The organism is Providencia sp. LY12 (assembly GCF_057621555.1).
Genome location: NZ_CM172594.1, coordinates 4,173,798 through 4,199,961, shown reverse-complemented (window position 1 = coordinate 4,199,961; position 26,164 = coordinate 4,173,798). Strand labels below are relative to the sequence as shown.

Below are 26,164 nucleotides of genomic sequence, written 5' to 3'. Positions count from 1 at the left end.
ATCTATTCTTTATAATGATTGGTATTATCTATATAGTCAGGCATAACGAGAGGAAAAAGGCGGATGAATATTCGTGATCTGGAGTACCTAGTTGCACTTGCTGAGCACAAGCACTTTAGACGTGCTGCGGATTCTTGCCATGTAAGTCAGCCTACGCTGAGCGGTCAAATTCGTAAGCTTGAAGAAGAGCTCGGCGTGATGCTATTAGAAAGAACCAGCCGAAAAGTGCTTTTTACTCAACAAGGTTTATTGCTCGTTGAGCAGGCAAGAACGATCTTAAGAGAGATAAAAGTTCTACAAGAAATGGCAGCTTTACAAGGTGAAAGTATGTCGGGGCCTTTACATATAGGGCTGATCCCAACGGTTGCACCTTACTTACTTCCGCACATTATTCCTGAATTACATCGTGTGCACCCTAAACTAGAAATTTACTTGCACGAAGCACAGACTCAGCAATTATTAGCTCAGTTAGATAGTGGTAAGTTGGATTGTGCCATCTTGGCAGAAGTCAAAGAAACGGAACCATTTATTGTGGTGCCATTATTTGAAGAGCCAATGAAACTCGCAATTTATGAAAATCACCCATGGCATGCCCGTGACACGGTTGAAATGGGCGAATTAGCGGGTGAGAAATTATTGATGTTGGAAGATGGTCATTGTTTACGTGATCAAGCGATGGGGTTCTGTTTCCAAGCCGGGGCAAAAGAAGATACCCATTTCAGAGCGACAAGCTTAGAAACGCTGAGAAACATGGTCGCAGCGGGTAGCGGAATTACATTACTACCAGATTTGGCGGTACCTCATGAGGCTTGTCGTGATGGAGTTTGTTATTTGAACTGTATCGAACCTGAGCCAAAACGCCGAATTGTATTAGTTTACCGCCCGGGCTCTCCATTGCGTGGACGTTATGAGCAGCTTGCTGAAACAATTTACAGCTCGATGGATAAGTATTACAGAAATAAAAAGTAAGCGATAAAAACAAAAAAGTGATTGCGGGAATAAACCTGCAATCACTTATTCTAAAGCCAATCATTCAGTGTAAAGCGTAGTGACTCGCTAAAACAGTCGATTTAGACCATTCAATGCTGCAACTCGGAACGCTTCTGCCATGGTTGGATAGTTAAATGTGGTGTTAATGAAGTATTCGATGGTATTCCCTTCACCTTTTTGTTCCATAATCGCTTGGCCGATATGAATAATCTCAGCCGCTCTCTCACCGAAACAGTGAATACCTAAAATTTGAAGTGTTTCTCTATGGAAGAGAATTTTCAAACTACCCACATTCATGCCCGCAATCTGTGCTCGTGCTAAATGTTTAAACTGAGCACGACCAACTTCATAAGGGACTTTCATTGCCGTCAATTCTTGTTCTGTTTTACCCACAGAACTAATTTCTGGAATGGTATAAATACCCGTCGGAATATCTTCAACTAAATGGGCATTACCTAAGCCAGAGGTAATTGCGCGAGCCGCAATTCGCCCTTGGTCATAAGCCGCAGAAGCTAGGCTTGGATAGCCAATCACATCACCAACAGCATAGATGTGCTCATTACTGGTACGATAAGCATGGTCAACTTTAACTAAGCCACGACCATCGGCTTCGATTCCCACATTCGCCAGACCGATATTATCCGTATTACCAGTACGGCCGTTCGCGAACAGTAAGCAATCCGCTTTCACTTTCTTGCCCGATTTAAGATGAACAATAACGCCATCATCTAAACCTTCAATCTTTTCATATTCTTCGTTGTGACGAATAACCACGCCACTGTTCCAAAAATGATAAGACAACGCATCAGACATCTCTTGATCAAGGAATGCCAATAAATGATCGCGAGTGTTGATCAAATCGACTTTGACCCCTAACCCACGAAATATGGATGCGTACTCACAACCAATCACACCCGCACCATAAATAATCACATGGCGAGGTTCGTGGGAAAGGCTGAGAATGGTATCGCTGTTATAAATTCGGGAGTGGGTAAAATCAACATCAGGCGGGCAATAAGGACGTGATCCAGTCGCAATGATAATTTTATCTGCACTTAGGACATCACAACTTCCATCTGCATAGCGCACGCTAACATGCTGATCATCAACAAAAGTTGCTTCACCAGAAAACATTTGGCAACCATTGCGTTCATAAAACCCTTCACGCATGCGAGTTTGCTGACTTATTACGGTTTCGGCATGAGTAAGAATTTCAGAAAAAGAGGAGCGTAAACTGCGGGAATTATCACTATATAGAGGGTTTTGATTAAATTCGATAATGCGACTCACAGCATGACGAAGGGCTTTAGAGGGAATCGTACCCCAGTGGGTACAGCCGCCGCCGACACTATTATAACGTTCTATAACAGCAACGTTTTTTCCTTGTTTAACCAGCCCCATAGCGGCACCTTCACCACCAGGACCGGAACCAATGACAATTGCATCAAAATGGGTATGTTGTTGCATGAGGTAAGCCTGTTTTAATTCTAGGGACGTTGTGATAGTAACATTCGTTTGCCATCTTGTCTCAATTCGAAATCCTAAAGACAAATAAGTATAGGAAGTAGATAAAAATAAAGAGGTGCAAAGTATATAAAAAGTTTATAGGAAAAAAGTCGATAAAAGACACAGCCTAGAAAAAATGAAGCTGGGTGAAATTCTGAAAATGGTGAAATTGATGGGAGAGTCATCTTTTCATTAAACTAGATTAATAATTTTCAGGTATGCTTAACGGATGGGCGTATTCAAAAGTGATATTTTGATCTATTCGCGGCGTTTTAATTGTAGAAAACTAGGAAAATCGTGAGCAACACTATTGGCGTTAGAGCAAAACAAAAAGAAAAAACACGTCGTTCGCTCGTGGAAGCGGCATTTAGCCAATTAAGTGCAGAACGTAGTTTTACTAGCCTCAGCTTACGGGAAGTCGCTCGTGAAGCGGGCATCGCACCAACTTCGTTTTACCGTCACTTCAAAGATGTTGATGAGCTTGGATTAACCATGGTTGATGAGAGCGGTTTGATGCTACGTCAACTGATGAGACAAGCGCGCCAACGTATCGCAAAAGGCGGGAGTGTGATCCGCACATCAGTCTCCACTTTTATGGAGTTTATTGGTAATAACCCTAACGCGTTTAGGTTACTATTGCGTGAGCGCTCAGGAACTTCTGCTGAATTTCGTGCTGCGGTCGCACGAGAAATCCAACATTTTATTGCAGAATTAGCGGATTATCTTGAATTAGAAAATCGTACGCCGCGTTATTTCACTGAAATGCAAGCCGAGGCGATGGTCACTATCGTGTTTAGTGCGGGTGCTGAAGCGCTTGATATTGATGAAGAAAAACGTCGACGCCTCGAAGAGCGGTTAGTGTTGCAGCTACGTATGATAGCCAAAGGCGCTTATTACTGGTACCGCCGCGAGCAAGAAAAACAAAATGATACAGACCCTGACTTAACCAAAGAGTAAAGGAGAGACAATGACGGAACACAAGAATTATGAGAGGAGCACATTACTGCTATCTTTAGTAATTGGCTTATCGACTCACGGAACGTTCTCTACCCTGTTTAATTCCCTTGTGGAATTTTCTATCTTCCCAATCGTCACATTAATTTTGGCTGTTTACTGCTTACACCAGCGTTATTTAAATCAAGCGATGCCAATGGGATTACCAAAATTTGTCGCCGGCAGCTTTTTCTTAGGTATGTTTGGCTACGCAGCGATTTTACGGGTCCAACATCCTGATGTCGGTTCTAACTTTATCCCGGCCACGGTGATTGTCATTATTGCGTTGTGGATGTACACCAGCTGGAAAGCACGTAAAAAAGAGCTACACGAACAAGCTCTCGAAAGCGAAACTGAACATTAATATCAGTTTTGAATAAAAAGAAACGCCGCAACATAATAGTGCGGCGTTTTTTTATGGATAATTTATAGGGAACAATTTATAGAGAGTATTAGCGTCGAGTGAGTAACACACCACTTTCCATATGATGGGTATATGGGAATTGGTCAAATAAAGCCAGTTTTTCGACTTTATGGGTTTTGGTGAGTTCCGCTAAATTATCGCACAGCGTTTCAGGGTTACAGGAGATATACAGAATATGGTCATATTCTTGTACCAGCTGAACAGTTTTGTCATCCAAGCCACTGCGTGGTGGGTCGACAAAAATAGTATTGCACTGGTAATCCGCTAAATTAATCCCTTCTAAACGATTAAATTCACGAACGCCATTCATGGCTTGAGTAAAATCTTCCGCAGACATTCGGATAATCTGCACATTATCTATTTTGTTAGCTTCTATATTGTATTGCGCCGCATGCACTGAAGGTTTGGCAATTTCAGTCGCTAAAACACGATTGAAGTTTTGAGCCAGCGCCAGTGAAAAGTTGCCATTACCACAATACAACTCTAATAAGTCGCCAGTTGAATGTTGAGTCGCATCAATCGCCCACTCTAACATTTTAATATTCACCTGTGCGTTTGGCTGTGTGAAGCTATTTTCCACCTGGCGATAAATCATGTTTTTCCCTTTTACAGGTAAAACTTCATCGACATAATCGTGGTCGAGCATGATTTTAGTTTTAGAGGCGCGGCCAATAATTTGAACATCAAAGCCTTTCGCCGTTAAATCGGCTTTCAATTGTTTGGCTTGTTCCGTCCATTCTTCCCCTAATTTTTTATGATAAAGCAGAGAAACAATCAGCTTATTACTCAGCGTTGATAAGTAATCTATTTGGAATAATTTATGGCGCAGTAGTTCAGTGCGTTTTAATAAAGGCAGAAGTTCAGCCATCATGTCGTTGATTAGCTGGCTAGCAACTGGAAATGACTCAATTCGAATGCGTTCTTTGGTCTCTTTATCAAACATAATATGAAATAGGTCATCACCTTCGTGCCAAATTCTAAATTCTGCACGCATCCGATAATGGGAAGTTGGAGATGAATAAATTTCAGGTTCAGGCGCAGCATAAGGGGCCATCAAACTCTTCAGACGGTCAACTTTCTCTGCAAGTTGCAGTTCGTAATCTTCGGTGTGCAAGGTGTTTTGCATCATATGGCCCCATAAAACAGTCAAAATTCACATCAGGGGCGAAATTGTAGGGCAAGCAGCGAAGATGTCCAGTTTTCATTATCGATTCATGGACAGTGATAGCTATTCAATTTAGGATTATGTGCTGTGGTTGAGGGAATTTGGTGAGAGTCCAGAACTGACGCGCAACGGTAATTAAGGTATTCCCGTCATTCTTCAAACTACATGGGTGTTGGCATCGCTCAGCTATCCTAGTCACATACTTCAGTGTGCTCCTAGGAATATCTTCGCTTGCCACCTACATGCAGCTTGAATTATTTAGGGGATATAACAGGTCGAATTTTTATTTTATATATCGCTTCATATATAGAAACCCAACTTGTCACTTTATAAGTCCGATACCTACCACACTTCTTATCGCTTTGTTGAATCTCAGCGCGGATCTGATTTTCGGCGTCGCGGAATGTTAATTTAATTGATTTTCCGAGTGTAAACATAATGAATAATAACAAGTCGCTATCGCTTTCGGTGGCAGCTCTGGCAGTGTTGTGCGGTATTTCCTCTTTGGCAAGTGCAAGCTCTAATTCGTCAGATGAAATGGTGGTGTCTGCTAACCGTTTCGAGCAACCTATCTCTTCTATATTAGCGCCAGTCACTGTAGTGACCCGTGAAGATATTGATCATTGGCAGTCAAATACCGTGATTGATGTATTGAGACGCCTGCCGGGTGTGGATGTTGCACAAAATGGTGGAATAGGGCAACAAAGTTCCCTCTTTATTAGAGGAACAGAATCACGCCATGTTTTGGTTTTAATTGATGGTGTTCGTCTTAATCAAGCAGGGATTTCTGGTTCTTCAGATATGAGCCAAATTCCAATCTCGCTAGTGCAGCGTATTGAATATATTCGTGGCGCACGTTCAGCAGTTTATGGCTCTGATGCAGTGGGTGGTGTGATTAACATTATTACTCGCCGTAATAATGAAGGAACCACACTGAATGCTGGAATTGGTTCTTATGGCTATCAAAACTATAACGGTTCAACGCAACAAAAAATTGGTGAGAATACAACCGTTACGGGCGCGGCGGCTTATACATATACAAAAGGGTTTGATGTAGAGGCGAGAGGTAGTACAGGGAATTACCCAAATGGATATCCTCAGTCAGATAAAGACGGTTTCTTAAATAAAACACTATGGTTGGGAATTGAACATCAATTCTCTCCGAATGTTTCGGCTTATGCCCGTGGTTATGGTTATGATAACCGGACTGATTATGATGGTAGCTATGATACCGATTACACAAACATGCAGCATTACCTTGTTGATACACGTAAGTTCTCGAGTCGAACTTATGAAACAGGTCTGAAATACCATCAAGGCAATTACTCAACATCACTGCTAGGAAGTTATAGCCACTCTAAAGATTACAATTACGATCCAAGATACGGTCAATATGGACTGTATTCTAATCTGGATGAGTCTAAACAATATAATCTGCAATGGGGTAATAACTACCAATTTGGTAAAGGTAGTCTAAGCACTGGCGTTGATTATCAACGTCAAAGCGTTGAGCCAGGCGGTTACACAAATACGAGTAAAAAACAAACCGTTAATAACACGGGAATCTATCTTACGGGGCAATATGCACTAATAGATTCAGTGATTGCTGAAGCAGCTATACGCTCGGATCACCACTCAGAGTTTGATTGGCATACAACATGGCAGTCTGGGCTGAGTTGGGAGTTTTATGATGGCTACAAACTTGTTGGTTCTTATGCCACCGCCTATAAAGCACCTAATTTAAATCAGCTATATGTAGATAACCCTTCATGGAAAATGAAAGGAAATCCAGACCTAAAACCTGAAGAAAGCCAACAATGGGAAATTGGCTTAGAAGGCACAACAGGTCCTTTATTCTGGCAAATCAATGCGTACCGTAATGATATTGATAATTTAATTGCATATAAGTCTGGTGCACAGTTCAATTCTTATGAAAATATTGGTAAGGCTGAAATTAAAGGTGTGGAATGGGTTGGCGAGTTTGATACGTGGATGTTCCATCACCAATTTACGTATCAATATATTGACCCTCGTAATAAAGATACCAATAAGGTATTGGAACGCCGTGCTCAGCAACAAGTTAAGTATCAGTTAGATTGGAATATAGAAAAACTCGATATGGGCTTGACCTATCAATATATCGGCTCGCGACATGATACAGCTTATTATGAGAATGGTAAGTCAGAAAACCTAAAACTCGGGGGTGTAAGTCTTTGGGATATCACAGCTGCATATCCAATCACTTCACATCTCACAATTCGTGGTAAAATAGCTAATATGTTCGATAAAGACTATGAGACCGCGTATGGTTATCGCACCGCTGGAAGAGAATATTTCCTCACAGGAAGCTACAACTTCTGATAACAACCTATCTGTTCGCCCGACCATTCTGGTGTTTGACTCTGGAGTGGGCGGGTTATCTGTCTATCGTGAAGTCAAAAAACTGATCCCGAATGCGCACTATATATATGCATTCGATAATGAAGCCTTCCCTTACGGGGAGAAAAGTGAAGAGTTCATTATTGATAGGGTTTATCAAATCGTTAATGCCATCGCGAAAAAGCATCCTCTCACCATTGCCGTCATTGCGTGTAATACTGCAAGCACAGTGAGCTTACCTAACTTAAGAGCAAATTTTGCTTTCCCAATTGTCGGTGTCGTTCCGGCGATTAAGCCCGCAACTAAACTGACGCGTAATGGTGTAGTTGGTTTGTTGGCAACTCGGGGTACGGTGAATCGTGAATACACAAAAGAGCTGATTGAGCGCTTTGCGACAGACTGTAAAGTGATCTCTTTAGGTTCAGCGGAACTCGTACAATTGGCAGAAAGAAAATTGCATGGTGAAATATTGCCGCTGGATGAAGTGGCTCAAGCCGTCAAACCGTGGATTAAAATGAAAGAGGCCCCAGATACGGTGATTCTTGGCTGCACTCATTTCCCTCTTATAGTAGAAGAGTTAGAAAAAGTGCTTCCAAGTGGAACTCGATTCATTGATTCTGGCGCCGCGATTGCCAGAAGAACCGTTTGGCTCATCAATAATCAGGCTGAAGTTACGGATTCAAATGAAGAAGACTTCGCTTACTGCTTATCAATGAATGACAGTTTACAAGAATTACGCCCTGTTCTTGAGGCAGAAGGCTTCAAATCGGTGCAAAAACTGGCAATTTAAGCCAAATTCGCTGAAAAGCTGAGCGAACGAAAAAAAATATCAAAAAAAGGGTTGCCAGATTTTTCTGACTCCCTATAATGCGCCACCACTGACCGGGAACAAGCCAACGCAAAGCGCGATGGACACTGAACCGGCAGCGAGAGAATCTGAAAAGATTAAGTGAAAAAATACTTGACTCTCAATGAGGAAAGCGTAATATACGCCACCTCGCGACAACGACCTAAGTTGATAAAAACTGAGTCGAATTTCTAAAGAAATGTCGCACCGCTCTTTAACAATTTATCAGACAATCTGTGTGGGCACTCACAGGACACTATCAAAAAAATATTTGATTTTAAGTCTTGAAGAGTGACTAACACGTTAATTCATATATATGAACTAATAGGTAATTTGGTTTCTTCGGAAATCAAACGACAGTAAACATTCTTTGAGCATCAAGCTTTTTAATTGAAGAGTTTGATCATGGCTCAGATTGAACGCTGGCGGCAGGCCTAACACATGCAAGTCGAGCGGTAACAGGGGAAGCTTGCTTCTCGCTGACGAGCGGCGGACGGGTGAGTAATGTATGGGGATCTGCCCGATAGAGGGGGATAACTACTGGAAACGGTAGCTAATACCGCATAATCTCTTAGGAGCAAAGCAGGGGAACTTCGGTCCTTGCGCTATCGGATGAACCCATATGGGATTAGCTAGTTGGTGAGGTAATGGCTCACCAAGGCGACGATCCCTAGCTGGTCTGAGAGGATGATCAGCCACACTGGGACTGAGACACGGCCCAGACTCCTACGGGAGGCAGCAGTGGGGAATATTGCACAATGGGCGCAAGCCTGATGCAGCCATGCCGCGTGTATGAAGAAGGCCTTAGGGTTGTAAAGTACTTTCAGTTGGGAGGAAGGCGTTGATGCTAATATCATCAGCGATTGACGTTACCAACAGAAGAAGCACCGGCTAACTCCGTGCCAGCAGCCGCGGTAATACGGAGGGTGCAAGCGTTAATCGGAATTACTGGGCGTAAAGCGCACGCAGGCGGTTGATTAAGTTAGATGTGAAATCCCCGGGCTTAACCTGGGAATGGCATCTAAGACTGGTCAGCTAGAGTCTTGTAGAGGGGGTAGAATTCCATGTGTAGCGGTGAAATGCGTAGAGATGTGGAGGAATACCGGTGGCGAAGGCGGCCCCCTGGACAAAGACTGACGCTCAGGTGCGAAAGCGTGGGGAGCAAACAGGATTAGATACCCTGGTAGTCCACGCTGTAAACGATGTCGATTTGGAGGTTGTTCCCTTGAGGAGTGGCTTCCGGAGCTAACGCGTTAAATCGACCGCCTGGGGAGTACGGCCGCAAGGTTAAAACTCAAATGAATTGACGGGGGCCCGCACAAGCGGTGGAGCATGTGGTTTAATTCGATGCAACGCGAAGAACCTTACCTACTCTTGACATCCAGAGAACTTAGCAGAGATGCTTTGGTGCCTTCGGGAACTCTGAGACAGGTGCTGCATGGCTGTCGTCAGCTCGTGTTGTGAAATGTTGGGTTAAGTCCCGCAACGAGCGCAACCCTTATCCTTTGTTGCCAGCGATTCGGTCGGGAACTCAAAGGAGACTGCCGGTGATAAACCGGAGGAAGGTGGGGATGACGTCAAGTCATCATGGCCCTTACGAGTAGGGCTACACACGTGCTACAATGGCGTATACAAAGAGAAGCGACCTCGCGAGAGCAAGCGGAACTCATAAAGTACGTCGTAGTCCGGATTGGAGTCTGCAACTCGACTCCATGAAGTCGGAATCGCTAGTAATCGTAGATCAGAATGCTACGGTGAATACGTTCCCGGGCCTTGTACACACCGCCCGTCACACCATGGGAGTGGGTTGCAAAAGAAGTAGGTAGCTTAACCTTCGGGAGGGCGCTTACCACTTTGTGATTCATGACTGGGGTGAAGTCGTAACAAGGTAACCGTAGGGGAACCTGCGGTTGGATCACCTCCTTACCATTGAAGTGTACTTGTGAAGTGCTCACACAGATTGTCTGATAGAAAGTAGAGCAAAAAGCGCGTCTGCGAAGCTGACTGTAGTGTCCCCTTCGTCTAGAGGCCTAGGACACCGCCCTTTCACGGCGGTAACAGGGGTTCGAATCCCCTAGGGGACGCCAATTGCGCGGAGAATGAGTGAAAGACGTTCCCCACAAATAATGATTAAGCCAATTACGTTGTAGTTGGTTTAACAATTATGCTCTTTAACAATCTGGAACAAGCTGAAAATTGAAAACAACGCACATTGTTTATCGCTTAAACAATGTGAGAGTCTCTCAAAAATCTCAACGTGAATGTGTTCAATTGACCGTCGGGTCAGTTGGTAAAGACACCTTCGGGTTGTGAGGTTAAGCGACTAAGCGTACACGGTGGATGCCTAGGCAATCAGAGGCGATGAAGGACGTGCTAATCTGCGATAAGCGTCGGTAAGGTGATATGAACCGTTATAACCGACGATTTCCGAATGGGGAAACCCAGTGCAATTCGTTGCACTATCGTTTGATGAATACATAGTCAAACGAGGCGAACCGAGGGAACTGAAACATCTCAGTACCTCGAGGAAAAGAAATCAACCGAGATTCCCCTAGTAGCGGCGAGCGAACGGGGAGCAGCCCAGAGTCTTAATCAGCATTAGCATCAGGAGAACGGTCTGGAAAGGCCGGCAGTAAAGGGTGATAGCCCCGTATCCGAAGGTGTTAGTGTTGTGAACTCGACGAGTAGGGCGGGACACGTGTTATCCTGTCTGAATATGGGGGGACCATCCTCCAAGGCTAAATACTCCTGATTGACCGATAGTGAACCAGTACCGTGAGGGAAAGGCGAAAAGAACCCCGGCGAGGGGAGTGAAATAGAACCTGAAACCGTGTACGTACAAGCAGTGGGAGCACCCTTGTGGTGTGACTGCGTACCTTTTGTATAATGGGTCAGCGACTTATATTCTGTAGCAAGGTTAACCGTATAGGGGAGCCGTAGGGAAACCGAGTCTTAACTGGGCGAATGAGTTGCAGGGTATAGACCCGAAACCCGGTGATCTAGCCATGGGCAGGTTGAAGGTTGGGTAACACTAACTGGAGGACCGAACCGACTAATGTTGAAAAATTAGCGGATGACTTGTGGCTGGGGGTGAAAGGCCAATCAAACCGGGAGATAGCTGGTTCTCCCCGAAAGCTATTTAGGTAGCGCCTCGTGAACTCATCTTCGGGGGTAGAGCACTGTTTCGACTAGGGGGTCATCCCGACTTACCAACTCGATGCAAACTACGAATACCGAAGAATGTTATCACGGGAGACACACGGCGGGTGCTAACGTTCGTCGTGAAGAGGGAAACAACCCAGACCGCCAGCTAAGGTCCCAAAGTCATAGTTAAGTGGGAAACGAAGTGGGAAGGCTCAGACAGCCAGGATGTTGGCTTAGAAGCAGCCATCATTTAAAGAAAGCGTAATAGCTCACTGGTCGAGTCGGCCTGCGCGGAAGATGTAACGGGGCTAAACTATGCACCGAAGCTGCGGCAGCGATATGTAAATATTGTTGGGTAGGGGAGCGTTCTGTAAGCCTGTGAAGGTGTGCTGTGAGGCATGCTGGAGGTATCAGAAGTGCGAATGCTGACATAAGTAACGATAATGCGGGTGAAAAACCCGCACGCCGGAAGACCAAGGGTTCCTGTCCAACGTTAATCGGGGCAGGGTGAGTCGACCCCTAAGGCGAGGCAGAAATGCGTAGTCGATGGGAAACGGGTTAATATTCCCGTACTGGTGATAATTGCGATGGGGGGACGGAGAAGGTTAGGCTGGCCGGGCGACGGTTGTCCCGGTTTAAGGATGTAGGCAGGTGAATTAGGCAAATCCGGTTCACTATATGCTGAGGTCTGATGACGAGTCACTACGGTGGCGAAGTAGCTCATACCCCGCTTCCAGGAAAAGCCTCTAAGCTCTAGATTATCATTAATCGTACCCCAAACCGACACAGGTGGTCAGGTAGAGAATACTCAGGCGCTTGAGAGAACTCGGGTGAAGGAACTAGGCAAAATGGTGCCGTAACTTCGGGAGAAGGCACGCTGGCATTAGGTGAAGTGGTTTACCCATGGAGCTGAAGCCAGTCGCAGATACCAGCTGGCTGCAACTGTTTATTAAAAACACAGCACTGTGCAAACACGAAAGTGGACGTATACGGTGTGACGCCTGCCCGGTGCTGGAAGGTTAATTGATGGGGTTATCCGTAAGGAGAAGCTCTTGATCGAAGCCCCAGTAAACGGCGGCCGTAACTATAACGGTCCTAAGGTAGCGAAATTCCTTGTCGGGTAAGTTCCGACCTGCACGAATGGCGTAATGATGGCCAGGCTGTCTCCACCCGAGACTCAGTGAAATTGAACTCGCTGTGAAGATGCAGTGTACCCGCGGCAAGACGGAAAGACCCCGTGAACCTTTACTATAGCTTGACACTGAACATTGAGCCTTGATGTGTAGGATAGGTGGGAGGCTTTGAAGCGTGGACGCCAGTCTGCGTGGAGCCAACCTTGAAATACCACCCTTTAATGTTTGATGTTCTAACGTAGCCCCGTAATCCGGGGTGCGGACAGTGTCTGGTGGGTAGTTTGACTGGGGCGGTCTCCTCCCAAAGAGTAACGGAGGAGCACGAAGGTTGGCTAAGCATGGTCGGACATCATGCGGTTAGTGCAAAGGCATAAGCCAGCTTGACTGCGAGAGTGACGGCTCGAGCAGGTACGAAAGTAGGTCTTAGTGATCCGGTGGTTCTGTATGGAAGGGCCATCGCTCAACGGATAAAAGGTACTCCGGGGATAACAGGCTGATACCGCCCAAGAGTTCATATCGACGGCGGTGTTTGGCACCTCGATGTCGGCTCATCACATCCTGGGGCTGAAGTAGGTCCCAAGGGTACGGCTGTTCGCCGTTTAAAGTGGTACGCGAGCTGGGTTTAGAACGTCGTGAGACAGTTCGGTCCCTATCTGCCGTGGGCGTTGGAAGATTGAAAGGGGCTGCTCCTAGTACGAGAGGACCGGAGTGGACGCACCACTGGTGTTCGGGTTGTCATGCCAATGGCATTGCCCGGTAGCTAAGTGCGGAAGAGATAACCGCTGAAAGCATCTAAGCGGGAAACTTGCCTTGAGATGAGTCTTCCCTGACTCTTTAAGGGTCCTAAAGGAACGTTTAAGACTAAGACGTTGATAGGTTGGGTGTGTAAGCGTAGCGATACGTTGAGCTAACCAATACTAATGAACCGTGAGGCTTAACCTGACAACACCGAAGGTGTTTTCGAGAAGAGAGATTGAGTTGATTCAATGAGAGTGGAAACCGGAAGGTAGACACACAGCTTGTTCAAGATTGATATTCTGGTTTAAGAGAAGACTTAAACGGGAATAAACAGAATTTGTCTGGCGGCAATAGCGCGGTGGTCCCACCTGACCCCATGCCGAACTCAGCAGTGAAACGCCGTAGCGCCGATGGTAGTGTGGGGTCTCCCCATGTGAGAGTAGGGAACTGCCAGACATCAATTTTTAAGGTTGTGTCAGTGCTGACTGACCGTACCATATTGCTGATATGGCTCAGTTGGTAGAGCACACCCTTGGTAAGGGTGAGGTCCCCAGTTCGAATCTGGGTATCAGCACCATGAATACTAAAATAATTTAAAAGAATTTACCTAGCGGCAATAGCGCGGTGGTCCCACCTGACCCCATGCCGAACTCAGTAGTGAAACGCCGTAGCGCCGATGGTAGTGTGGGGTCTCCCCATGTGAGAGTAGGGAACTGCTAGGTTTTAAATATAAGAAGCCACCCAATAGGTGGCTTTTTGCTATCTAACGATCTGTACTTTTCAAAACTCTTCTCAATTTCTTACTTATCATATTATTTCCACCTACATGCTATTCACTGCTAGGTCTGGCTGATAGACTTATAAAAACTTAGATTATTATTTGAAATGAAGGTAGCAATGAACCTGACCGCCGAACTCAAATCACTTAATAGCTTCGGTATTGATGCCAAAGCTATTAAGGTGAATATTGTACAAAGCGCTGATGCGCTGTACCAACAGTGGACAACAGCAAAAAATGACAATCTTCCAGTACTGCTATTAGGCGGGGGAAGCAATGTGTTATTTACTGAAGACTTTGAAGGTGTGGTCATTGTAAACAGAATTAAGGGGATCGAAATTACTGAGTCTGCAGATGCTTGGCATGTACACGCATCCGCGGGGGAAAACTGGCATCAACTACTTGAAACATTGCTTCATAAAGGAATATATGGCGCAGAGAATTTAGCGCTGATCCCTGGATGCGTAGGTTCTGCACCGATACAAAATATTGGAGCTTATGGCTTAGAGCTAAAAGATATTTGTGAATATGTGGATATCCTCTGCTTAAATACAGGTCGAATCACTCGAATCCTTGCTGAAGAATGCGGTTTTGGATATCGAGACAGTATCTTTAAACATGAATATCAGAATTCACATGCGATTATCAGCGTTGGATTGATTTTTGCTAAGGAATGGTCACCAAAGCTAACATATGGTGATTTAGCTAAGCTCGATCCTAATACTGTAACGCCTTCTGATGTGTTTGATACGGTATGTGCGACTCGCAGAAGTAAATTACCGGATCCCGCTGTAACAGGTAATGCTGGTAGTTTCTTTAAAAATCCGGTCGTCTCTGGTGAACTCGCGGAGACAATCAAAGCTAGCTATCCTAATTGTCCTCAATACGCTCAGGCAGATGGAAATGTGAAATTAGCGGCAGGTTGGTTGATTGACCAATGTGGCTTAAAAGGTTATGAACTAGGTGGTGCTGCAGTTCATACACAGCAAGCTTTGGTATTGATCAATAGAGAGAATGCGACAGGAAAAGATATTGTGGAGCTCGCTAAGCATGTCAGCCACACAGTTGCACAGCATTTCGATATATTTTTGGAGCCTGAAGTTCGTTTTATAGGACGAAATGGAGAGGTCAATGCGATGGACTGTATACAATGAAAGAGATGAGTATTCCATTACAGGTTATCGATATTTTGGCGGATGGACAAATTCATTCAGGAGAACAACTGGGTGAACGCTTAGGAATGACGAGAGCGGCAATTAACAAACATATTAAAACATTGCGCTCATGGGGTCTTGATATTCAAACTGTGACTAGCAAAGGATATCAGCTTCCTTCGCAAATTAACCTACTGAGTAAAGAACGCATTGAACAGTATGTTACTGACTCTAATGTTATAGTTGAACCGGTTATCGATTCAACTAACCAATATATGTTGGATCGAATCCCTCATCTGCAATCTGGGGATACTTGCTTAGCTGAATACCAAAGTGCAGGAAGAGGTCGTCGTGGGCGCCAATGGATTTCGCCATTCGGATGTAACCTTTACCTTTCAACATATTGGAAGTTAGAACAAGGTCCTGCTGCTGCGATTGGTTTGAGCTTAGTGGTTGGTATTGTGATTGCCGAAACCTTAAATAAATTATGTGGAAATAAAGTCAAAGTTAAATGGCCTAATGACCTCTACATGAATGATAAGAAGCTTGCTGGAATTCTGGTTGAACTAACCGGTAAAACTGGTGATGCAGCGCATATTATTATTGGTGTTGGTATCAATATTGGTATGAGTAAAAATATCATTAAAAAAGAAGAAACAATTAATCAAGCTTGGTCTGCATTAATTGATGAAATTGAAAATATTGAGAGAAATGAATTAGCAGGAAATATTATTAATTCATTAAAAGAATCATTACATATATTTGAAAAACAAGGATTGAAACCATTTTTATCTCGGTGGTTTGAATTAGATAACTTTTTAGATCGCAAAGTTAAGCTATTGATTGGTAATGATATTGTTATTGGTGTTGAAAGAGGGATAAATGAGCAGGGTGCTCTGTTATTACAAAAAGAAAATGGAGAAATTATTCCCTATATTGGCGGTGAAATATCATTAAGATCGAATGAGAGTTAATTAAATTGGCCGGATAATACCGGCCTTATTAACTATTTTCTTAAGCGTACATTCCGAATAGAATGATTTTCGCCCTTAGTCATAATTAAACTTGCCCGTTCTTTAGTTGGCAAAATATTCTCTTCAAGATTTAAACCGTTAATCTCATCCCAAATAGAACTTGCCACATTGATAGCTTCTTCTTCACTGAGCTTAGAGTAATTATGGAAATATGAATCGGGATCAGAAAACGCACCTTGTCTAAATTTCAAAAAGCGTCCGATATACCATTGCTTCAGTAATTGAGGATCGGCATCAACATAAATGGAAAAATCAACAAAATCAGAAACAAAGACATGGTGAGGATCTTGAGGGTAGTCCATATCACTTTGCAGGACGTTTAACCCTTCTAATATTAAAATATCAGGTTGATCGATAACTTGTGTCTGATCAGGAACTATATCGTAGGTTAAATGCGAATAAACAGGCGCTGCAACATTGCGTGCTCCTGACTTGATTTGAGAAACAAAGTTAACCAACTTTCTCATATCGTAAGACTGGGGAAAGCCTTTTTTCTTCATTATATCTTTGTCGCGTAAGACTTGGTTTGGATATAAGAAGCCATCGGTAGTAATCAAGTCAACTTTTCGATGTTCAGGCCAACGGGTCAGTAGCGCTTGTAGCAAACGGGCGGTCGTACTTTTTCCTACAGCAACACTACCAGCGATACCAATGATATAGGGTACTTTTGCACCATTAGTTCCTAAAAATTGCTCTAACACCGCCTGACGGCGCAAATTGGAACTTATATAAAAGTTCAGCAGACGCGACAGAGGAAGATAAATTTCGATGACATCATCCATGGAGAGCTCTTCATTAATACCTTTCAGTTCAAGAAGCTCACTTGATGATAATGTTAGAGGAACAGAATCACGCAAAGTGGCCCAATGCTCTCTATCGAACTCTAAATATGGTGTCGTCATAAAATTTTCTTTTTGTTTCATAAGCCAACATCTGCCTATTGTGTGCAGGTTGGACAGGCTGCTAAAGCATCTGTATCCATAGAATTTGATAGCATCATAGCGAGTGAAGGGAAGTAGGCGTAGGTTTTTTTGTGTTTTATGTGAATTTTTTTTGACGTATGCAAAAAAAAGCAGGATTTTTGCTGAAAAACTAAACGATCAAAACAGGAGGAAAACTGTGATAGTGAATAAAAAAATTATATTTTACGAAACCAAACTTGATAACGGTGCTTTACTCCTCAGATTATAATCGATTATAGTTAATGGCTGCTGTTGATGTTTTAATCTTAAAATAGATAAAAAATCAACAAAATCGCAAAAAGTGAATAAAATATGAGCGAATGAACAAAAAATTAAATTTTTTTGTTGCAACCTGCGCTCACTCTTCCTAGAATGCGCAGCACTTGATGCCGGCATAGCTCAGTTGGTAGAGCAACTGACTTGTAATCAGTAGGTCCCGAGTTCGACTCTTGGTGCCGGCACCATTAAAAATTTGGATAGGTGGGATACCCAAGCGGCCAAAGGGAGCAGACTGTAAATCTGCCGTCACAGACTTCGAAGGTTCGAATCCTTCTCCCACCACCATCTCCAATAAGCTTCTATAAGCTTTGCGGAAAACAGTTTAACAGCTGATAACTCAGGTAGCCGAGTTCATTGCGGGCATCGTATAATGGCTATTACCTCAGCCTTCCAAGCTGATGATGCGGGTTCGATTCCCGCTGCCCGCTCCAAGATGTGCTGATATAGCTCAGTTGGTAGAGCACACCCTTGGTAAGGGTGAGGTCGGCAGTTCGAATCTGCCTATCAGCACCACTTCCCCGATGTTCTCAATTATCTCCTGTTTTGTCTCCTGTAAAGAAAGAATACAAGCGAATTTAATCCTTGCTTGGTTGATGTGGTTTAACCACCGATTCCGTGTCTTAGAGGGACAATCTAATGTCTAAAGAAAAATTTGAACGTTCAAAACCGCACGTTAACGTTGGTACAATCGGCCACGTTGACCATGGTAAAACTACCCTGACAGCAGCAATCACTACTGTTCTGGCTAAAACTTACGGCGGTAACGCTCGTGCATTCGACCAAATCGATAACGCACCAGAAGAAAAAGCGCGTGGTATCACCATTTCTACTTCTCACGTAGAATACGATACTCCAACTCGCCACTACGCACACGTAGACTGCCCAGGTCACGCCGACTATGTTAAAAACATGATCACTGGTGCTGCGCAGATGGACGGTGCAATTCTGGTTGTTGCTGCGACTGATGGCCCAATGCCACAAACTCGTGAGCACATCCTGTTAGGTCGCCAAGTAGGTGTTCCTTACATCATCGTTTTCCTGAACAAATGTGACATGGTAGACGACGAAGAACTGTTAGAATTAGTTGAAATGGAAGTTCGTGAACTTCTGTCTCAATACGATTTCCCAGGCGACGACACTCCAGTTGTTCGCGGTTCAGCACTGAAAGCGCTGGAAGGCAACCCAGAGTGGGAAGCGAAAATTGTTGAATTAGCAGGCTACCTGGATTCTTACATCCCAGAACCAGAGCGTGCAATTGACAAGCCATTCCTGCTGCCAATCGAAGACGTATTCTCAATCTCTGGTCGTGGTACAGTAGTAACAGGCCGTGTTGAGCGTGGTATCATCAAAGTTGGTGAAGAAGTTGAAATCGTTGGTATCCAAGCAACGGCTAAGACGACTTGTACTGGTGTTGAAATGTTCCGTAAACTGCTGGACGAAGGTCGTGCGGGTGAGAACGTTGGTGTTCTGCTGCGTGGTACTAAGCGTGAAGAAATTCAACGTGGTCAAGTACTGGCTAAACCAGGTTCAATCAAGCCACACACCCAATTCGAATCAGAAGTTTATATTCTGAGCAAAGATGAAGGTGGTCGTCATACTCCATTCTTCAAAGGCTACCGTCCACAGTTCTACTTCCGTACAACTGATGTAACCGGTACTATCGAACTGCCAGAAGGCGTAGAGATGGTAATGCCAGGCGACAACATCAACATGATCGTGACTCTGATTCACCCAATCGCGATGGATGATGGTTTACGTTTCGCAATCCGTGAAGGTGGTCGTACTGTAGGTGCGGGTGTTGTTGCAAAAATCATTGCATAATACCGCTCTTTCTGAATAAGAAAGAACCACAGAAAAAGGGACGTCTTAGGACGTCCTTTTTGTTTTTATATGACTCATTAATTTGTTTTATTTTCAAAAATTGCAATTAATGATAATTGAAATGCCAATCATTTTCATTTAAACTTACTGTATGTAATTTGTGCAGGTAAATGATCATGTATGTATGCCTTTGTGAAGCAATCACTGATAGACAAATCAGGAACGTGGCGCGTAAATATCACGTCACCTCTTTGAAAGGGCTACGTCAAATTTTGCCAGTAGGGCGCGAATGCGGAAAATGTATCCGACAAACGCGTGAGATTTTGCAGGAAGAACTTCAGCATCTTGAAGAGCAGTGTATTGAACACGTCGCATAACCTTTTCAAATATTCCTCTATTGTTTAATTAAAATTCGCCACACAGAACACTGTGTAAATATTATCCATATCATCAATTTCAGTACTACACTTATAGGACTGGAAGCGATGGAGGGTAAAAATGAAAGGCGATAAAAAAATGATAGCCCACTTAAATAAATTGCTGGGCAATGAACTTGTTGCAATTAATCAATATTTCCTACATGCCCGAATGTTTAAAAATTGGGGGCTAACTAAACTCAATGAAATGGAATATCACGAATCGATTGATGAAATGAAGCACGCTGATAAGTACATTGAGCGTATTTTGTTTCTCGAAGGTATTCCGAATCTACAAGATCTCGGTAAGCTGAATATCGGTGAAGATGTCGAAGAGATGCTTGCATCAGATTTGAAATTAGAACTCGATGGCGCCAAAAATTTAAAAGAAGCCATTAGTTATGCGGATTCAATCCATGACTACGTTAGTCGAGACTTAATGATAGAGATTCTTGCAGATGAAGAAAATCATATAGATTGGATTGAAACTCAGCTGGAATTGATCAAACGTTTAGGTATTCAAAACTATCTTCAAGCACAAGTTATCGAAGAATAGTTTTGTATGATTGGCGAAAATATAATTAGGCCCAGTGATGGGCCTTTTTTATATCTGCTAAATTTGCACATCAGAAAATTCGCACATATTTTCCCCGATTGCTTGCGTTTCGCGATAAATTACGTATAATGCGCGGGCTTACTGATGAGTAAGCCCTAAATTTTAGGACTGAAATCTCAGTATTGAGTCAACGATTTGTTGCTCATTTAGACAATACTCCCGATATGGGGGTTACATCAAGAACGATTACACTCCCCTATCAATCGAAATGGGTGCGAGGAGTAATCATTTACGTTTATAAAATAGTTGGAGCTCTGGTCTCATGCAGAACCAAAGAATCCGTATCCGCCTGAAAGCTTTTGATCATCGTTTAATCGATCAATCAACTGCGGAAATCGTAGAGACTGCTAAGCGCACTGGTGCGCAAGTACGTGGTCCTATCCCGCTGCCGACACGTAAAGAGCGTTTTACCGTTCTGATCTCTCCGCACGTTAACAAAGACGCGCGTGATCAGTACGAAATTCGCACTCACAAACGTCTGGTTGACATCGTTGAGCCAACCGAGAAGACCGTTGATGCTCTGATGCGTCTGGATCTGGCTGCCGGCGTTGACGTGCAGATCAGCCTGGGTTAATCAGGTCGTCGAACGATTGAGAGGTTGAAACAATGATTGGTTTAGTCGGTAAGAAAGTGGGTATGACTCGTATCTTCACTGAAGATGGCGTTTCCATCCCTGTAACTGTTATCGAAATTGAAAATAACCGCGTTACTCAGGTTAAAACTGCAGAAACTGACGGTTACAATGCAATTCAGGTTACTACTGGTAGCAAAAAAGCTAACCGTGTAACTAAGCCTGAAGCAGGTCATTTCGCTAAAGCTGGCGTTGAAGCTGGCCGCATTCTGCGTGAATTCCGTACTGAAGAGGGTACTGAATTTAACGTAGGTCAAAGCATTAGCGTTGAAATTTTCGCTGACGTTAAAAAAGTCGACGTTACTGGTACATCTAAAGGTAAAGGTTTTGCCGGCACAGTTAAGCGCTGGAATTTCCGTACTCAAGATGCTACTCACGGTAACTCCTTGTCTCACCGTGTTCCGGGTTCTATCGGTCAGAACCAGACTCCGGGCAAAGTGTTTAAAGGCAAGAAAATGGCAGGCCAACTGGGTAATGAACGTGTAACTGTTCAAAGCTTAGATGTAGTACGTGTTGACGCTGAGCGCAACCTGCTGCTGGTCAAAGGTGCTGTTCCAGGAGCAACTGGTAGCAACCTGATCGTAAAACCGGCTGTCAAGGCTTAACGTCGAGGAGATAGGAATGGAATTGGTAATGAAAGACGCGCAAAGCGCGCTGACTGTTTCCGAAACTACCTTCGGGCGTGATTTCAATGAAGCGCTTGTTCACCAAGTAGTTGTTGCGTATGCAGCTGGTGCTCGTCAAGGTACTCGTGCTCAGAAAACTCGTGCTGAAGTTTCTGGTTCTGGTAAAAAACCATGGCGTCAAAAAGGCACAGGCCGTGCACGTTCTGGTTCAATCAAGAGCCCAATCTGGCGCTCTGGTGGTGTTAGCTTCGCAGCTAAACCACAGGACCACAGTCAAAAAGTTAATAAGAAGATGTACCGCGGTGCTCTGAAAAGCATCCTGTCTGAATTGGTACGTCAAGATCGTCTGATCGTTGTCGAGCAGTTCTCTGTAGAAGCGCCTAAAACTAAGCTGCTGGCACAGAAACTGAAAGATATGGCTCTGCAAGATGTTCTGATCATCACTGCTGAATTAGATGAAAATCTGTTCTTAGCAGCACGTAACCTGTACAAGGTTGACGTTCGTGATGCAGCAGGTATCGACCCAGTTAGCCTGATTGCTTTCGACAAAGTGGTTATGACTGCTGATGCTGTGAAGCAAGTTGAGGAGATGCTGGCATGATCCGTGAAGAACGTCTGCTACAAGTACTGCGCGCGCCGCACGTATCTGAAAAAGCTTCTACAGCGATGGAAAAAAGCAATACCATCGTTCTCAAAGTTGCAAAAGACGCAACTAAAGCAGAAATCAAAGCTGCTGTACAGAAACTGTTTGAAGTTGAAGTTGAAGGTGTTAACACTTTGCTGGTTAAAGGCAAAACTAAACGCCACGGTCAGCGTTCTGGTCGTCGTAGTGACTGGAAAAAAGCTTACGTTACGCTGAAAGAAGGCCAGAATCTGGACTTCGTTAGCGGCGCAGAGTAAGTCGGAGGAGTAAAGAACAATGGCAGTTGTTAAATGTAAACCTACGTCTCCGGGCCGTCGCCACGTTGTTAAAGTGGTTAACCCTGAGCTGCATAAGGGTAAGCCTTATGCTCCGCTGTTAGAAAAAAACAGCAAATCCGGTGGTCGTAACAACAATGGCCGTATCACTACCCGTCATATTGGTGGTGGCCATAAGCAGCATTATCGTTTAGTTGACTTCAAACGCAACAAAGACGGTATCCCTGCAGTTGTTGAACGTTTGGAATATGATCCAAACCGTTCTGCGAACATTGCACTGGTACTATATAAAGACGGTGAACGTCGTTATATTCTTGCACCAAAAGGCCTGAAAGCTGGTGACCAGATTCAATCTGGCGTTGATTCAGCTATCAAAGCTGGTAACGCACTGCCAATGCGCAACATCCCTGTTGGTTCTACAGTTCATAACATCGAACTGAAACCAGGTAAAGGTGGTCAGTTAGCGCGTTCAGCAGGTACTTACGCTCAAATCGTTGCTCGTGATGGTGCTTATGTCACCCTGCGTCTGCGTTCTGGTGAAATGCGTAAAGTTTTAGCTGATTGCCGTGCAACCTTAGGTGAAGTTGGTAACGCTGAGCATATGTTACGAGTTCTCGGTAAAGCTGGTGCTAGCCGCTGGCGTGGTATTCGTCCTACCGTTCGCGGTACTGCGATGAACCCAGTTGACCATCCACATGGTGGTGGTGAAGGCCGTAACTTTGGTAAACACCCAGTAACACCATGGGGCGTTCAGACCAAAGGTAAGAAAACTCGTAGTAACAAGCGTACTGATCAATTCATCGTACGTCATCGTTCTAAAAAATAATTAGAGGATAAGCCATGCCACGTTCTCTCAAGAAAGGTCCTTTTATTGACCTGCACTTGCTGAAGAAGGTAGAGAAAGCGGTGGAAAGCGGAGACAAGAAGCCTCTCAAGACTTGGTCCCGTCGTTCAACGATCTTTCCTAATATGATCGGATTGACCATCGCTGTCCATAATGGTCGTCAGCATGTTCCAGTATTCGTAACCGACGAAATGGTTGGTCACAAACTGGGTGAATTCGCACCGACTCGCACTTATCGCGGCCACGCGGCAGATAAGAAAGCTAAGAAACGTTAAGGATAGGAGGAAGAGATGGAAACTTTAGCTATGCATCGCCACGCTCGTTCTTCTGCCCAGAAGGTTCGCTTAGTAGCCGACCTGATTCGCGGTAAGAAAGTGTCGCAAGCTCTGGAAATTCTGACCTACACCAACAAGAAAGCTGCTGGTTTAGTGAAGAAAGTACTGGAATCTGCTATTGCTAACGCAGAGCAAAACGATGGCGCTGACATTGATGACCTGAAAGTTGCGAAAATTTTCGTAGACGAAGGTCCAACTATGAAACGCATCATGCCGCGTGCGAAAGGCCGTGCAGATCGTATTCTTAAGCGCACCAGCCACATTACTGTGGTTGTGTCCGATCGCTGAGACTCTGGAGACTAGCAATGGGTCAGAAAGTACATCCTAATGGTATTCGCCTGGGTATTGTCAAACCTTGGAACTCTACTTGGTATGCGAATACTAATGAATTCGCTGACAACCTAGACAGCGACTTTAAAGTACGCCAGTACTTGAATAAAGAATTGGCAAAAGCGTCAATTTCACGCATCGTAATCGAGCGTCCTGCTAAAAGCATCCGTGTGACTATTCACACTGCTCGCCCAGGTATCGTTATCGGTAAGAAAGGTGAAGACGTTGAAAAACTGCGTAAAACAGTAGCGGATATCGCTGGTGTTCCTGCGCAAATCAATATCGCCGAAGTTCGTAAACCAGAACTGGACGCTAAATTAGTTGCTGACAGCATCTCTTCACAGCTGGAACGTCGTGTTATGTTCCGTCGTGCTATGAAGCGTGCAGTACAGAACGCAATGCGTCTGGGCGCTAAAGGTATCAAAGTTGAAGTCAGTGGCCGTTTAGGCGGTGCTGAAATCGCTCGTACCGAGTGGTATCGTGAAGGCCGTGTGCCACTGCACACATTACGTGCTGACATCGATTACAACACTTCAGAAGCGCACACCACTTATGGTGTTCTCGGCGTTAAGGTATGGATCTTCAAAGGTGAGATTCTGGGTGGTATGGCTGCAGTTGAACAAGCTGAGAAACCAGCTGCTCAACCTAAAAAGCAGCAGCGTAAAGGCCGCAAGTAAGGAGCGTCGCTATGTTACAACCAAAGCGTACAAAATTCCGTAAGGTGCACAAAGGCCGCAACCGTGGTCTGGCGCAAGGTACGGATGTTAGCTTCGGCACTTTCGGTCTTAAAGCTGTTGGCCGTGGTCGTCTGACTGCACGTCAGATCGAAGCGGCACGTCGTGCTATGACCCGTGCTGTTAAGCGTCAAGGTAAAATCTGGATTCGTGTATTCCCAGACAAGCCAATCACTGAAAAGCCACTCGAAGTTCGTATGGGTAAAGGTAAAGGTAACGTAGAATATTGGGTTGCCTTAATTCAGCCTGGTAAAGTCCTGTATGAAATGGACGGTGTGCCTGAAGAGCTGGCTCGTGAAGCATTCTCTCTGGCAGCAGCGAAACTGCCTATCAAAACCACCTTTGTAACTAAGACGGTGATGTAATGAAAGCACAAGAGCTGCGCGAAAAAAGCGTAGAAGAGCTGAACGCTGAACTTTTAAACCTGTTACGTGAGCAATTTAACTTACGTATGCAGGCTGCGAGTGGTCAGCTGCAACAGTCTCATCTAATGAAACAAGTGCGTCGTGATATCGCACGCGTGAAGACTTTACTGACTGAGAAGGCAGGTGCGTAATGAACGATAAAATCCGTACTCTGCAAGGTCGTGTAGTTAGTGACAAAATGGAGAAATCTATTGTTGTTGCTATCGAGCGTATGGTGAAACACCCTCTGTATGGTAAATTCATCCGTCGTACGACTAAATTGCACGTACATGACGAGAACAATGAATGTGGAATTGGTGACGTGGTAGAAATCCGCGAAACTCGTCCACTGTCTAAGACTAAGTCTTGGGCCTTAGTTCGCGTTGTAGAAAAAGCTGTTCTGTAATAGAATAGATTTTTCGTGATGAATAAACGGCTCTTTTTGATCGAGCCGTTTATTTTTTCCTGTCCAACACGAAGATGTGGTGTTATAATGCCGCGCCCTCGTAGTATGGGTATATTTGAACGGCCTCTTCATAATGAGGTGGCTCAGTAGTAGTTGACATTTAGCGGAGCACTAAAATGATCCAAGAACAGACTATGCTGAACGTGGCCGACAACTCCGGTGCACGTCGCGTAATGTGTATCAAGGTTCTAGGTGGCTCGCACCGTCGCTATGCACATGTAGGCGACATCATTAAAATTACTGTTAAGGAAGCAATTCCACGCGGTAAAGTTAAAAAGGGTGATGTCCTGAAAGCGGTAGTGGTGCGCACCAAGAAGGGTGTACGTCGCCCTGACGGTTCTGTCATTCGCTTCGATGGTAATGCTTGTGTGTTATTAAACAATAACAGTGAGCAAGTAATCGGTACGCGTATTTTTGGGCCGGTAACTCGTGAACTTCGTAATGAGAAGTTTATGAAAATTATCTCTCTGGCACCTGAAGTACTCTAAGGAGCGAAC

The 26,164-nt window shown here is 44.4% G+C and carries 25 protein-coding genes, 6 tRNA genes and 4 rRNA genes; 32 read left to right on the top strand and 3 right to left on the bottom strand.

The window, feature by feature from the left end:
* Window positions 1-63 precede the first annotated feature (63 nt).
* Window positions 64-969, top strand: a complete 906-nt coding sequence (gene oxyR / locus ACY3ZI_RS19990; RefSeq protein WP_211887688.1) for a DNA-binding transcriptional regulator OxyR — start codon at window positions 64-66, stop codon at window positions 967-969.
* An 87-nt stretch (window positions 970-1,056) separates the two neighbouring features.
* Here the strand turns inward: oxyR and sthA are convergent, their stop codons facing one another.
* A complete protein-coding gene (gene sthA, locus ACY3ZI_RS19985) occupies window positions 1,057-2,457 on the bottom strand; it encodes a Si-specific NAD(P)(+) transhydrogenase (RefSeq protein ID WP_036950900.1) in 1,401 nt (466 codons plus the stop codon).
* A 336-nt stretch (window positions 2,458-2,793) separates the two neighbouring features.
* On the opposite strand from sthA, the gene fabR reads away from it, so the two are divergent.
* Together fabR and ACY3ZI_RS19975 are read left to right on the top strand one after the other, a co-directional pair.
* The gene (gene fabR / locus ACY3ZI_RS19980) at window positions 2,794-3,453 is read left to right on the top strand and encodes an HTH-type transcriptional repressor FabR (RefSeq protein ID WP_036950902.1); all 660 of its coding nucleotides are present in this window, start codon (window positions 2,794-2,796) and stop codon (window positions 3,451-3,453) included.
* 10 nt (window positions 3,454-3,463) lie between these two features.
* Window positions 3,464-3,853, top strand: coding sequence for a YijD family membrane protein (locus tag ACY3ZI_RS19975; protein WP_036950904.1), 390 nt, complete (start codon window positions 3,464-3,466; stop codon window positions 3,851-3,853).
* A gap of 88 nt (window positions 3,854-3,941) precedes the next feature.
* On the opposite strand, the gene trmA is transcribed toward ACY3ZI_RS19975, so the two are convergent.
* Window positions 3,942-5,039 carry a tRNA (uridine(54)-C5)-methyltransferase TrmA gene (gene trmA / locus ACY3ZI_RS19970; RefSeq protein ID WP_211887696.1) on the bottom strand — a complete coding sequence of 366 codons (1,098 nt, stop codon included), beginning with the start codon at window positions 5,037-5,039 and terminating at the stop codon, window positions 3,942-3,944.
* 477 nt (window positions 5,040-5,516) lie between these two features.
* On the opposite strand from trmA, the gene btuB reads away from it, so the two are divergent.
* The 10 genes from btuB to birA all read left to right on the top strand — a co-directional run bounded on the left by btuB (window position 5,517) and on the right by birA (window position 16,225).
* The gene (gene btuB / locus ACY3ZI_RS19965) at window positions 5,517-7,439 is read left to right on the top strand and encodes a TonB-dependent vitamin B12 receptor BtuB (RefSeq protein ID WP_211887690.1); all 1,923 of its coding nucleotides are present in this window, start codon (window positions 5,517-5,519) and stop codon (window positions 7,437-7,439) included.
* A complete protein-coding gene (gene murI / locus ACY3ZI_RS19960; RefSeq protein WP_487377581.1) occupies window positions 7,384-8,247 on the top strand; it encodes a glutamate racemase in 864 nt (287 codons plus the stop codon). The genes btuB and murI overlap by 56 nt, the downstream gene beginning before the upstream one ends.
* Before the next feature lie 444 nt (window positions 8,248-8,691).
* A 16S ribosomal RNA gene (locus tag ACY3ZI_RS19955) occupies window positions 8,692-10,230 on the top strand.
* Between the two features lie 85 nt (window positions 10,231-10,315).
* A tRNA-Glu gene (locus ACY3ZI_RS19950) sits at window positions 10,316-10,391 on the top strand.
* Between the two features lie 226 nt (window positions 10,392-10,617).
* A 23S ribosomal RNA gene (locus ACY3ZI_RS19945) occupies window positions 10,618-13,523 on the top strand.
* Window positions 13,524-13,659: 136 nt separating this feature from the next.
* Window positions 13,660-13,775, top strand: a 5S ribosomal RNA gene (rrf, locus tag ACY3ZI_RS19940).
* Window positions 13,776-13,820: 45 nt separating this feature from the next.
* Window positions 13,821-13,896: transfer RNA gene (locus tag ACY3ZI_RS19935), tRNA-Thr, on the top strand.
* Between the two features lie 29 nt (window positions 13,897-13,925).
* Window positions 13,926-14,041, top strand: a 5S ribosomal RNA gene (gene rrf, locus ACY3ZI_RS19930).
* The 16S, 23S and 5S rRNA genes sit together here with 2 tRNA genes alongside, the layout of an rRNA operon.
* A gap of 175 nt (window positions 14,042-14,216) precedes the next feature.
* Window positions 14,217-15,251, top strand: coding sequence for a UDP-N-acetylmuramate dehydrogenase (gene murB, locus ACY3ZI_RS19925; protein ID WP_211888013.1), 1,035 nt, complete (start codon window positions 14,217-14,219; stop codon window positions 15,249-15,251).
* Complete coding sequence (gene birA / locus ACY3ZI_RS19920; protein ID WP_487375734.1) at window positions 15,248-16,225, top strand: bifunctional biotin--[acetyl-CoA-carboxylase] ligase/biotin operon repressor BirA; 978 nt, start codon at window positions 15,248-15,250, stop codon at window positions 16,223-16,225. The genes murB and birA overlap by 4 nt, the downstream gene beginning before the upstream one ends.
* Before the next feature lie 32 nt (window positions 16,226-16,257).
* Here the strand turns inward: birA and coaA are convergent, their stop codons facing one another.
* Entirely contained in the window at window positions 16,258-17,208 is a 951-nt protein-coding gene (gene coaA, locus ACY3ZI_RS19915; protein ID WP_036950939.1) for a type I pantothenate kinase, read from the bottom strand.
* Window positions 17,209-17,635: 427 nt separating this feature from the next.
* Between coaA and ACY3ZI_RS19910 the strand changes: the two genes are divergently transcribed.
* The 19 genes from ACY3ZI_RS19910 to rplN all read left to right on the top strand — a co-directional run bounded on the left by ACY3ZI_RS19910 (window position 17,636) and on the right by rplN (window position 26,155).
* Window positions 17,636-17,711 (top strand) — tRNA-Thr (locus tag ACY3ZI_RS19910).
* 15 nt (window positions 17,712-17,726) lie between these two features.
* Window positions 17,727-17,811, top strand: a tRNA-Tyr gene (locus ACY3ZI_RS19905).
* A gap of 71 nt (window positions 17,812-17,882) precedes the next feature.
* Window positions 17,883-17,957: transfer RNA gene (locus ACY3ZI_RS19900), tRNA-Gly, on the top strand.
* A gap of 6 nt (window positions 17,958-17,963) precedes the next feature.
* Window positions 17,964-18,039: transfer RNA gene (locus tag ACY3ZI_RS19895), tRNA-Thr, on the top strand.
* A gap of 123 nt (window positions 18,040-18,162) precedes the next feature.
* A complete protein-coding gene (gene tuf / locus ACY3ZI_RS19890) occupies window positions 18,163-19,347 on the top strand; it encodes an elongation factor Tu (RefSeq protein WP_187128653.1) in 1,185 nt (394 codons plus the stop codon).
* Between the two features lie 176 nt (window positions 19,348-19,523).
* Window positions 19,524-19,724 (top strand): bacterioferritin-associated ferredoxin, encoded by a 201-nt coding sequence (gene bfd / locus ACY3ZI_RS19885; RefSeq protein ID WP_211888004.1) that lies wholly within the window; start codon window positions 19,524-19,526, stop codon window positions 19,722-19,724.
* A gap of 121 nt (window positions 19,725-19,845) precedes the next feature.
* Window positions 19,846-20,319 (top strand): bacterioferritin, encoded by a 474-nt coding sequence (gene bfr / locus ACY3ZI_RS19880; RefSeq protein WP_036955915.1) that lies wholly within the window; start codon window positions 19,846-19,848, stop codon window positions 20,317-20,319.
* 322 nt (window positions 20,320-20,641) lie between these two features.
* On the top strand, window positions 20,642-20,953 hold the full coding sequence (rpsJ, locus tag ACY3ZI_RS19875; protein WP_001181005.1) for a 30S ribosomal protein S10: 312 nt from the start codon (window positions 20,642-20,644) through the stop codon (window positions 20,951-20,953).
* 32 nt (window positions 20,954-20,985) lie between these two features.
* The gene (rplC, locus tag ACY3ZI_RS19870) at window positions 20,986-21,615 is read left to right on the top strand and encodes a 50S ribosomal protein L3 (RefSeq protein WP_036955911.1); all 630 of its coding nucleotides are present in this window, start codon (window positions 20,986-20,988) and stop codon (window positions 21,613-21,615) included.
* 16 nt (window positions 21,616-21,631) lie between these two features.
* Window positions 21,632-22,237, top strand: coding sequence for a 50S ribosomal protein L4 (gene rplD, locus ACY3ZI_RS19865; RefSeq protein ID WP_036955909.1), 606 nt, complete (start codon window positions 21,632-21,634; stop codon window positions 22,235-22,237).
* Window positions 22,234-22,536, top strand: coding sequence for a 50S ribosomal protein L23 (gene rplW / locus ACY3ZI_RS19860; protein WP_006657015.1), 303 nt, complete (start codon window positions 22,234-22,236; stop codon window positions 22,534-22,536). The genes rplD and rplW overlap by 4 nt, the downstream gene beginning before the upstream one ends.
* Window positions 22,537-22,555: 19 nt before the next feature.
* Window positions 22,556-23,380: a 50S ribosomal protein L2 gene (gene rplB / locus ACY3ZI_RS19855; protein ID WP_006657016.1), complete on the top strand. Its 825-nt coding sequence runs from the start codon at window positions 22,556-22,558 to the stop codon at window positions 23,378-23,380.
* 14 nt (window positions 23,381-23,394) lie between these two features.
* Complete coding sequence (gene rpsS / locus ACY3ZI_RS19850; RefSeq protein ID WP_004265426.1) at window positions 23,395-23,673, top strand: 30S ribosomal protein S19; 279 nt, start codon at window positions 23,395-23,397, stop codon at window positions 23,671-23,673.
* Between the two features lie 15 nt (window positions 23,674-23,688).
* Window positions 23,689-24,021 carry a 50S ribosomal protein L22 gene (gene rplV, locus ACY3ZI_RS19845; RefSeq protein ID WP_004265430.1) on the top strand — a complete coding sequence of 111 codons (333 nt, stop codon included), beginning with the start codon at window positions 23,689-23,691 and terminating at the stop codon, window positions 24,019-24,021.
* 17 nt (window positions 24,022-24,038) lie between these two features.
* Window positions 24,039-24,740 carry a 30S ribosomal protein S3 gene (rpsC, locus tag ACY3ZI_RS19840; protein ID WP_004907131.1) on the top strand — a complete coding sequence of 234 codons (702 nt, stop codon included), beginning with the start codon at window positions 24,039-24,041 and terminating at the stop codon, window positions 24,738-24,740.
* A gap of 11 nt (window positions 24,741-24,751) precedes the next feature.
* A complete protein-coding gene (gene rplP / locus ACY3ZI_RS19835) occupies window positions 24,752-25,162 on the top strand; it encodes a 50S ribosomal protein L16 (protein ID WP_004926449.1) in 411 nt (136 codons plus the stop codon).
* Window positions 25,162-25,353 carry a 50S ribosomal protein L29 gene (gene rpmC, locus ACY3ZI_RS19830; RefSeq protein WP_006657017.1) on the top strand — a complete coding sequence of 64 codons (192 nt, stop codon included), beginning with the start codon at window positions 25,162-25,164 and terminating at the stop codon, window positions 25,351-25,353. Before rplP ends, rpmC begins: the two co-directional genes overlap by 1 nt.
* Window positions 25,353-25,607 carry a 30S ribosomal protein S17 gene (gene rpsQ, locus ACY3ZI_RS19825; protein WP_006657018.1) on the top strand — a complete coding sequence of 85 codons (255 nt, stop codon included), beginning with the start codon at window positions 25,353-25,355 and terminating at the stop codon, window positions 25,605-25,607. Before rpmC ends, rpsQ begins: the two co-directional genes overlap by 1 nt.
* Window positions 25,608-25,783: 176 nt before the next feature.
* Complete coding sequence (gene rplN / locus ACY3ZI_RS19820) at window positions 25,784-26,155, top strand: 50S ribosomal protein L14 (RefSeq protein WP_004265449.1); 372 nt, start codon at window positions 25,784-25,786, stop codon at window positions 26,153-26,155.
* The last annotated feature ends 9 nt before the right edge of the window (window positions 26,156-26,164 follow it).

Bases quoted from the DNA above. Each gene is read 5' to 3' on its own strand.
- oxyR (WP_211887688.1), top strand. From the start codon at position 64: ATGAATATTCGTGATCTGGAGTACCTAGTTGCACTTGCTGAGCACAAG.
- sthA (WP_036950900.1), bottom strand. From the start codon at position 2,457: ATGCAACAACATACCCATTTTGATGCAATTGTCATTGGTTCCGGTCCT.
- ACY3ZI_RS19975 (WP_036950904.1), top strand. From the start codon at position 3,464: ATGACGGAACACAAGAATTATGAGAGGAGCACATTACTGCTATCTTTA.
- trmA (WP_211887696.1), bottom strand. From the start codon at position 5,039: ATGCAAAACACCTTGCACACCGAAGATTACGAACTGCAACTTGCAGAG.
- btuB (WP_211887690.1), top strand. From the start codon at position 5,517: ATGAATAATAACAAGTCGCTATCGCTTTCGGTGGCAGCTCTGGCAGTG.
- murI (WP_487377581.1), top strand. From the start codon at position 7,384: ATGGTTATCGCACCGCTGGAAGAGAATATTTCCTCACAGGAAGCTACA.
- murB (WP_211888013.1), top strand. From the start codon at position 14,217: ATGAACCTGACCGCCGAACTCAAATCACTTAATAGCTTCGGTATTGAT.
- birA (WP_487375734.1), top strand. From the start codon at position 15,248: ATGAAAGAGATGAGTATTCCATTACAGGTTATCGATATTTTGGCGGAT.
- coaA (WP_036950939.1), bottom strand. From the start codon at position 17,208: ATGAAACAAAAAGAAAATTTTATGACGACACCATATTTAGAGTTCGAT.
- tuf (WP_187128653.1), top strand. From the start codon at position 18,163: ATGTCTAAAGAAAAATTTGAACGTTCAAAACCGCACGTTAACGTTGGT.
- bfd (WP_211888004.1), top strand. From the start codon at position 19,524: ATGTATGTATGCCTTTGTGAAGCAATCACTGATAGACAAATCAGGAAC.
- bfr (WP_036955915.1), top strand. From the start codon at position 19,846: ATGAAAGGCGATAAAAAAATGATAGCCCACTTAAATAAATTGCTGGGC.
- rpsJ (WP_001181005.1), top strand. From the start codon at position 20,642: ATGCAGAACCAAAGAATCCGTATCCGCCTGAAAGCTTTTGATCATCGT.
- rplC (WP_036955911.1), top strand. From the start codon at position 20,986: ATGATTGGTTTAGTCGGTAAGAAAGTGGGTATGACTCGTATCTTCACT.
- rplD (WP_036955909.1), top strand. From the start codon at position 21,632: ATGGAATTGGTAATGAAAGACGCGCAAAGCGCGCTGACTGTTTCCGAA.
- rplW (WP_006657015.1), top strand. From the start codon at position 22,234: ATGATCCGTGAAGAACGTCTGCTACAAGTACTGCGCGCGCCGCACGTA.
- rplB (WP_006657016.1), top strand. From the start codon at position 22,556: ATGGCAGTTGTTAAATGTAAACCTACGTCTCCGGGCCGTCGCCACGTT.
- rpsS (WP_004265426.1), top strand. From the start codon at position 23,395: ATGCCACGTTCTCTCAAGAAAGGTCCTTTTATTGACCTGCACTTGCTG.
- rplV (WP_004265430.1), top strand. From the start codon at position 23,689: ATGGAAACTTTAGCTATGCATCGCCACGCTCGTTCTTCTGCCCAGAAG.
- rpsC (WP_004907131.1), top strand. From the start codon at position 24,039: ATGGGTCAGAAAGTACATCCTAATGGTATTCGCCTGGGTATTGTCAAA.
- rplP (WP_004926449.1), top strand. From the start codon at position 24,752: ATGTTACAACCAAAGCGTACAAAATTCCGTAAGGTGCACAAAGGCCGC.
- rpmC (WP_006657017.1), top strand. From the start codon at position 25,162: ATGAAAGCACAAGAGCTGCGCGAAAAAAGCGTAGAAGAGCTGAACGCT.
- rpsQ (WP_006657018.1), top strand. From the start codon at position 25,353: ATGAACGATAAAATCCGTACTCTGCAAGGTCGTGTAGTTAGTGACAAA.
- rplN (WP_004265449.1), top strand. From the start codon at position 25,784: ATGATCCAAGAACAGACTATGCTGAACGTGGCCGACAACTCCGGTGCA.